Raw genomic sequence first — 7,676 nt, forward strand, 5'->3', positions numbered from 1 at the left:
GGTTCCGACCGGGCAATCCATGATGGCGGCTATTTCTTCGTAGCTTAGACCATCCAACTCCCGCAGGGTAATCGCCATGCGAAGATCCTCAGGGAGCGACTCAATGGTACGGAAAACTATCTGTCTCAGCTCTTCTGACAACATTAAGTTCTCAGGGTTCGAAATTTCTTTCAGTGCGCCCGCACTTTCGTAATTTTCCGCATCGTTGGCGTCCACATCACTGGATGGCGGACGGCGCCCCTGAGCAACCAGATAATTCTTTGCCGTGTTCACGGCGATTCGATACAACCAGGTATAAAAAGCGCTGTCGCCACGGAACGATTCCAGTGCGCGATAGGCCTTGATAAACGACTCCTGCACCACATCGGGCACATCGCCCTGCGGCACATAGCGGGAAACGAGACTCGCCACCTTATGCTGATAGCGCACTACCAGTAGGTTAAACGACTTCTGGTCGCCCTTTTGGACCCGCTCGACCAGAACTTGATCCGTTAACTGCTCGCTCATCCGAGGTAAACTCTCCCCAAATCCGTCTCCACGCGTAAAATTGTACTGCCAGCCATACATTATTTTCCTGAGCAAGCACTCGCTTGGAGTTCATATAGAACACGAAGTTCCATATCGCCATTGTTTTTTCTGTTGATGTCACCCTATCCGTGGCTTTTGCCCGGACAGTTAGGCTAACATGAAATTCACTCTTCTTCTGCACACATCATACGTTATGCAACCATCATCTGAACATGTTAGCGATGTCCTGATCGTCGGCAGCGGCGCTGCGGGCCTGTCACTGGCGCTGCGCCTGGCGCAGTATTGCAAGGTTACCGTCCTCAGCAAGGGGCCGCTCAGCGAGGGCGCCACCTTTTACGCCCAGGGCGGGATCGCCGCGGTGTTCGATGAGACGGACAGCATTGCCTCACACGTTGATGACACTTTGATTGCCGGCGCCGGCCTGTGCGACAAAGAGGCCGTCGAATTCATCGCCGGCAACGCGCGCCACTGCGTGCAGTGGCTGATCGATCAGGGCGTGCTGTTCGACACCGAGGTCAACGCGCAGGGCGAGGCGCATTATCACCTCACGCGCGAAGGCGGCCACAGCCATCGCCGCATCTTGCACGCCGCGGACGCTACCGGTAAGGAAGTAGAGACCACGCTGGTGGGGAAAGCAAGCGCTCACCCCAATATTTGCGTGATGGAACGCCGCAACGCGGTTGACCTTATCACCTCGAACAAAATCGGCCTGCCGGGCACCCGCCGAGTGGTGGGCGCTTACGTCTGGAACCGCGAGCTGGAACGGGTGGAAACCTACCGAGCCAAAACGGTGGTGCTGGCCACCGGCGGCGCGGCCAAGGTGTACCAATACACCACCAACCCGGACATCTCCTCCGGCGACGGCATCGCCATGGCCTGGCGCGCCGGCTGCCGGGTCGCCAACCTGGAATTCAACCAGTTCCACCCGACCTGCCTGTTCCATCCGCAGGCGCGCAACTTTCTGCTGACCGAAGCGCTGCGCGGCGAAGGGGCTTACCTGAAGCGCCCGGACGGCAGCCGCTTTATGCCGGATTTCGATCCGCGTGGCGAACTGGCCCCGCGCGATATCGTCGCCCGCGCCATCGACCATGAAATGAAGCGCCTGGGCGCCGACTGCATGTACCTGGACATCAGCCACAAGCCGGCGGAATTCATCACTCAGCACTTCCCGATGATCCACGAAAAGCTGCTGACGCTGGGCTTCGATCTGACCCGGCAACCGATCCCCATCGTTCCGGCGGCGCACTACACCTGCGGCGGCGTGATGGTCGATCAGCACGGCCGCACCGATCTCGACGGGCTGTACGCCATCGGCGAGGTCAGCTACACCGGCCTGCACGGCGCCAACCGCATGGCGTCGAATTCGCTGCTGGAGTGCCTGGTTTACGGTTGGTCGGCGGCGGAAGACATTCTGCAGCGCCTGCCGTTCATCCAGCAGGCCAAACAGGTGCCGCACTGGGATGAGAGCCGGGTGGATGATGCGGACGAACGGGTGGTGATCCAGCACAACTGGCACGAGCTGCGGCTGTTCATGTGGGATTACGTCGGCATCGTGCGCACCACCAAGCGGCTGGAGCGCGCCCTGCGCCGCATCAACACGCTGCAGGCGGAAATCGACGAGTACTACGCGCACTTCCGCATCTCCAACAACCTGCTGGAACTGCGCAATCTGGTGCAGGTGGCCGAGCTTATCGTGCGCAGCGCCATGGCGCGCAAAGAGAGCCGCGGCCTGCACTACACGCTGGACTACCCGAATTTGCTGCCGGAAGCGCTGCCGACCATTTTGCAGCCTTAAACGAAGCGACAGGGCGCCTTATCGGCGCCCTTTTCCTTTCAGTAGAACAGATAGAAGTCGGCGATCAACCGGCGGAAATCGTCGGTATAGCCGCCGTCGGCCTGTTTGATCGCCAGCGCCTGCTCCCGCAGCGGCGTTTCCCGCCGGGTCAGCGCCAGCAGCATCCGGTGCCGCGGCGTATCGGCGCGATCGCTGACGTTCACTTTCGCCGCCGTGTGCCAGCCGCTTTGCTGCGCCAGGCGTTCGAATTCGGCGCCGATGTCGTGCGGCAGCACCACGCAAAACGTCCCCTGCGCGGCCAGCAGCTGCGCCGCGCAGGCCAACAGCGCCTCGTGCGTCAGGGTTTCGGTGTAGCGCGCGTTGTGGCGCGCCTGGTCGCGGCAGGCCACCGCCGGCTCGAAATACGGCGGGTTGCTGACGATCAGATCATACTCAGCGGCATGCTGCTGCGCATAATGGTGAATATCCTGCGCATGCACGCGGATGCGCTGCGGCCACGGCGATTCCGCCGCGTTTTCGCGCGCCTGCCCGGCGGCGGCTTCATCCAGCTCCACCGCGTCGATGGTCACTTCGTCGCCGCTGCGCTGCGCCAGCATCAGCGCGATCAGCCCGCTGCCGCTGCCGATGTCCAGCACCCGGCGCGCCTGCCCCAGCGGCGCCCAGGCGCCGAGCAACACCCCGTCGGTGCCCACTTTCATGGCGCAACGATCGTGGGCGACAAAGAATTGTTTAAAGGTAAAACCCCCGCGGCGCGGGGTAAAATCGGCTTTCGATCGCTTGCTCACACTCACCACCTGGCTATAAAACTGGCGTAGCATAAGGCAATCTGATCGGCGGGAAAAGAGCGGCTTTCCGCTTAAATAGGTGAAGATCGCGGCCAACCCGTCTATAATCGGCGCCCCAAGTAGAGGTAGACCATGACAGCAACCACTTTTTCCGAACTCGAACTCGATGATCGCCTGATCGACGCGCTGCGCGACAAAGGCTACGATCGCCCCACCGCCATTCAGGCCGCTGCGATCCCGCCGGCGATGGACGGGCGCGACGTCTTAGGTTCGGCTCCGACCGGCACCGGCAAAACCGCCGCCTTCCTGCTGCCCGTGTTGCAGCACCTGCTGGACTTTCCACGCAAGAAATCCGGCCCGCCGCGCGTGCTGATCCTGACGCCAACGCGCGAGCTGGCGATGCAGGTCGCCGACCAGGCGCGTGAATTGGCTGCTCATACCTCGCTGGATATCGCCACCATCACCGGCGGCGTCGCTTACATGAACCACGCGGAAGTGTTCAGCGAAAACCAGGACGTGGTAGTCGCCACCACCGGCCGCTTGCTGCAATACATTAAAGAAGAGAATTTCGACTGCCGCGCGGTGGAAACCCTGATCCTCGACGAAGCCGACCGCATGCTCGACATGGGCTTCGCGCAGGACATCGAAACCATCTCCGCCGAAACCCGCTGGCGCAACCAGACGCTGCTGTTCTCCGCCACGCTGGAAGGCGAAGCGATCCGCGAATTCGCCGAACGCATCCTGAAAGAGCCGGTGGAAGTGGAAGCCGATCCGTCGCGCCGCGAACGCAAGAAGATCCTGCAGTGGTACTACCGCGCCGATGACGTGCAGCACAAAACCGCGCTGCTGATCCACCTGCTGAAACAGCCGGACGTGCAGAAATCGGTGATTTTCGTGCGCAAGCGCGAGCGCGTGCATGAGCTGGCCACCTGGCTGCGCGAAGCGGGCATCAACACCTGCTATCTCGAAGGCGAGATGGTGCAGGCCAAACGCAACGAAGCGGTCAAACGCATGATGGATGGCCGGGTTAACGTGCTGGTCGCCACCGACGTTGCCGCACGCGGCCTGGATATCCTCGATATCACCCACGTGTTCAACTTCGACATGCCGCGCACTGCGGATACCTACCTGCACCGCATCGGGCGTACCGGCCGTGCCGGGCGCAAAGGCACCGCCATTTCGCTGGTGGAAGCGCACGACCATCTGCTGCTGGGCAAAGTGGGCCGTTACCTGAACGAGCCGCTGAAAGCGCGCGTGATCGACGAACTGCGGCCGAAAACCAAGGTGCCGAACGAGAAGAGCAACGGCAAGCCATCGAAGAAAGTGCTGGCCAAACGCGCGGAAGATAAAGCGAAGAACAAAGAGAAGGCCAAGGTGAAAGTGCGCCATCGCGACGCCAAAAACGTCGGCAAACGCCGTCAGGCGAAGGCCAAACCGGCCGGCGACGCAGAATAACCACCGCTGCCTAAGAAAAAACCGCCTGTACAGGCGGTTTTTTTATGGGCGTTTACTGCTGTGCGTAATGCGTGGCCAGGCGGCGCCCCTGCAGCCATTTATCCAGCTCGCGGAACTGCGCCTTCAGCTCGTCATTCTGCAAATGCGCCGGCGTTTGCGAGAAATAAAACTGGAACGCATAACCCTGCTGATTGCGCGCCTGGGCATCGGCCCCGGCCTGCAACAGCAACAGCGCCAGATGCGGCGCGTTGATCTTCGCCGCCAGATGCAGCGGGGTATCCCCCAGCCGATCGCTCAGGGTGGTGTCCGCCCCGGCCGCCAGCAACAACCGCAGTTGCTCCTCGCGCCCGGCCAGCACCGCCGCCGCAAGCGGCGTGGCGCCGGTAACGGCATTGCGCACGTTCACCTGCGCCCCTTCAGCCAGCAGTAACCGCAGATACTGCGCGTCTTGCAGTATCGCCGCGGTGTGCAGCGCGCTGTTGCCGTCCAGCCCCGCTACCGACGGGTCGGCCCCGAGATCCAGTAACGCCTGCACGCTGGCCGGCTGCTGCGAAAGCACCGCCCACTGCAACAGCGTGACCTGCCGATCGCCCCGTTCGCGCAAGCGATCCTGCGTAGCCTGCGCATGGATGCCCTGCGCATCGCCGCGCGCCACCGCCTGAGCCAGCGCCAGGTTGCCGCGGCCGTCAAACGGTGAAATCTCCTGCCCCATCTGTTGCTCCTTAGCCATCATCAGTAAACCGGTCACCGCGACCAGCGCCAGTAAGGCTATCGCCAGCGCCCGCCGCAAGCGACGCCCTTCAGGCATTGGCCTTCGCCTCCCACGGCTTTTGTTCCGCCATCGAGCTTATCACCTTGTCGATGCCGTGCGCCGTCAGGCTGCGATCCAGATGCTTGCTCGGCCGCCAGTCATCGATACCGGTCAGGGTATCGTTGTTGGCCAGGGTGATGTTGTGGCCAATGGCGTCCGGGATCAGCGAAGTCGACTCCTGGGTGCTGGTCAGCATGTCATATTGTTCGCTGTAACGACGGATGCCGCCGGCTTCGGCGTCTTTCTTCGCCGCCGCCGGATCGATACCCAGGCGATTCAGCGTGTAATCTGACACCCCGGCCGCATTGAAGGTGACCGCGACGGTGCCGGTCGCCAGCGCCGCCGTGGCCGCCAGACCGCCGCCGAGCGAATGACCGGCGATCACCAGCGCATCGCCGAAGACCGCCTTGGCGCTTTTGGCGGCGGCAACCGCCTGATTGTACTGCACATCATCATAGCCCGTCGCTTGCCGCACGTTGCTCAGCCAGTCGCGCCAGTCGTTGGTGCCGGCAAACGCCAACACATACTGCTTGTCGTTGCTGTAAACCCCGGCCTGGAAACCGCTGCCCGCGTCGTGCAGGCTGGCGGGATCGATGCCGAAACCGAGCAGCGCGCTGTCGCTCAAGCGGTTGAACCCAGCGGCGCCCTGACCGTTCAGTGAATAAACGTCCTTGGCCAACAGCGCCAACGCATAATCACCCTCCTGCGATTGCTGCCCCCGAGTCACGCCCGGCGCTGCCGCCGCCGTCGGCGCCGCCGCGGAGATATCGCCGACCAGCGTATTCAACAGGGCCTGCGCATTGAGCGAGCTCTGAGAGGGAGTGGCCATCGGCGCCGGATTTGCCGGCGCTGCCGCAGACTGCGCCGCCGTCGCCGTCTCGGCAACGGCGCGAGGTGTAGGGATCGCGGCCACCGGGGATACTGCAGAGGTAAAACTTAAAGGCATACTCATGCCGACTCCTTGTCGATAGACTTTTTATTGAGCACCTGAATAGGTGCTGATTTAGCTATCGGCAGGTCGGATGAGTTCTGTATTAGAAATGCTTATCTTTGTACAGAATGTGATCCGCATTCGGTTTTCGGCCGTCAAACGCAAGAAAGGGAGCCGAAGCTCCCTGATTGACTGCGCCGCAAATTACAGGCTTTCGGTAAAGGTGCGGGCGATAACGTCGCGCTGCTGTTCCGGCGTCAGGGAATTGAAGCGCACCGCATAACCGGACACGCGAATGGTCAGCTGCGGGTATTTTTCCGGGTGCTTGACCGCGTCTTCCAGGGTTTCGCGACGCAGCACGTTGACGTTCAGGTGCTGACCGCCTTCCACGCGCACGGTCGGCTGCATTTCCAGCGGCACTTCACGGTATTCGATCTGGCCCAGATCGCTCACCGCGACAACCTGATCTTCCGCGTAGTTGGCCTTGGCACACACGCAGCGGGCTTCCGCTTTTTCATCGTCCAGCAGCCAGAAAGAGTTCACCAGCGCCTGGTCGTTCGCTTTGGTAATTTGAATACCGGTAATCATTATGTTGCCTCCGTACAAGGGCGTAAAAATTCACGTCGTGAGAAAACCCAATCCTGGTTTCGGCCATTTGGTAAAACCATTGTTGTCTTGTTGTTCTGTATACCAGCCTGACCGGGCCAGTTCCTTGATTAAAGTCAATTTTTACCGGGTAGTCGCAGGGCGTGAAGGGGCAAATTTATGTTTTATATCAATTTTCCCACCGCGGCAAAAACCAATTATTTTTGTAAATTTTCAAAAATAATTGCATGGCGCGCGGAGGCGAGAAATGAAAAGCGGGTTTCGCTGCGCGAGCCGACACGGTAAGCTATAGCCCATGAATTGCTAAAGAAAACAAAGGAGAGCGTTTATGGCCACCTCCCTCACCTGGCATGACGTGATCGGCAAAGAGAAAGAGCAGCCCTATTTTGTTGAAACGCTCGCCTTTGTTGCCGCTGAACGTCAGGCCGGTAAGACCATTTATCCACCGCAGAAAGACGTGTTCAACGCGTTCCGCTTTACCGAGCTGGCGGACGTCAAGGTCGTCATCCTCGGCCAGGATCCGTATCACGGGCCCAATCAGGCGCATGGCCTCTCTTTCTCGGTGCGCCCCGGCGTGCCGGCGCCGCCGTCGCTGGTGAATATGTATAAAGAGCTGGCGACCGACATTCCCGGTTTCGAACGCCCGGATCACGGCTACCTGCAAAGCTGGGCCGAACAGGGGGTGCTGCTGCTCAACACCGTGCTGACGGTAGAGGGCGGCCGCGCGCACTCGCACGCCAATCTGGGCTGGGAAACCTTTACCGA

General features: G+C 60.9%; 8 protein-coding genes. 3 read left to right on the forward strand and 5 right to left on the reverse strand.

Features of this window, described 5'->3' with window-relative positions; translation table 11 throughout:
• Positions 1 to 507: RNA polymerase sigma factor RpoE (rpoE, locus tag ADK28_RS03925; protein ID WP_048794948.1), on the reverse strand; the 507-nt coding region annotated here is incomplete at its 3' end.
• Positions 508 to 721: 214 nt separating this feature from the next.
• Here rpoE and nadB point away from each other — a divergent pair.
• Positions 722 to 2,323 carry an L-aspartate oxidase gene (nadB, locus tag ADK28_RS03930; protein ID WP_193392114.1) on the forward strand — a complete coding sequence of 534 codons (1,602 nt, stop codon included), beginning with the start codon at positions 722 to 724 and terminating at the stop codon, positions 2,321 to 2,323.
• A gap of 38 nt (positions 2,324 to 2,361) precedes the next feature.
• Here nadB and trmN read toward each other — a convergent pair whose 3' ends face one another.
• Entirely contained in the window at positions 2,362 to 3,141 is a 780-nt protein-coding gene (gene trmN / locus ADK28_RS03935) for a tRNA(1)(Val) (adenine(37)-N(6))-methyltransferase TrmN (protein WP_033639597.1), read from the reverse strand.
• A gap of 99 nt (positions 3,142 to 3,240) precedes the next feature.
• Between trmN and srmB the strand changes: the two genes are divergently transcribed.
• Positions 3,241 to 4,563: an ATP-dependent RNA helicase SrmB gene (gene srmB, locus ADK28_RS03940; RefSeq protein WP_016929798.1), complete on the forward strand. Its 1,323-nt coding sequence runs from the start codon at positions 3,241 to 3,243 to the stop codon at positions 4,561 to 4,563.
• 52 nt (positions 4,564 to 4,615) lie between these two features.
• Here the strand turns inward: srmB and ADK28_RS03945 are convergent, their stop codons facing one another.
• From ADK28_RS03945 to grcA, 3 genes are all read right to left on the reverse strand, one after another.
• A complete protein-coding gene (locus ADK28_RS03945; protein WP_048794945.1) occupies positions 4,616 to 5,371 on the reverse strand; it encodes an ankyrin repeat domain-containing protein in 756 nt (251 codons plus the stop codon).
• Positions 5,364 to 6,326 (reverse strand): DUF2974 domain-containing protein, encoded by a 963-nt coding sequence (locus ADK28_RS03950; RefSeq protein ID WP_048794946.1) that lies wholly within the window; start codon positions 6,324 to 6,326, stop codon positions 5,364 to 5,366. Before ADK28_RS03950 ends, ADK28_RS03945 begins: the two co-directional genes overlap by 8 nt.
• 183 nt (positions 6,327 to 6,509) lie before the next feature.
• Positions 6,510 to 6,893, reverse strand: coding sequence for an autonomous glycyl radical cofactor GrcA (gene grcA / locus ADK28_RS03955; protein ID WP_004929114.1), 384 nt, complete (start codon positions 6,891 to 6,893; stop codon positions 6,510 to 6,512).
• 346 nt (positions 6,894 to 7,239) lie between these two features.
• Between grcA and ung the strand changes: the two genes are divergently transcribed.
• A partial coding sequence (gene ung / locus ADK28_RS03960; RefSeq protein ID WP_048794947.1) for a uracil-DNA glycosylase occupies positions 7,240 to 7,676 on the forward strand: 437 nt, incomplete at its 3' end.

The organism is Serratia sp. 506_PEND (genome assembly GCF_001076875.1).
In the GTDB taxonomy this organism is placed as follows: domain Bacteria; phylum Pseudomonadota; class Gammaproteobacteria; order Enterobacterales; family Enterobacteriaceae; genus Serratia; species Serratia marcescens.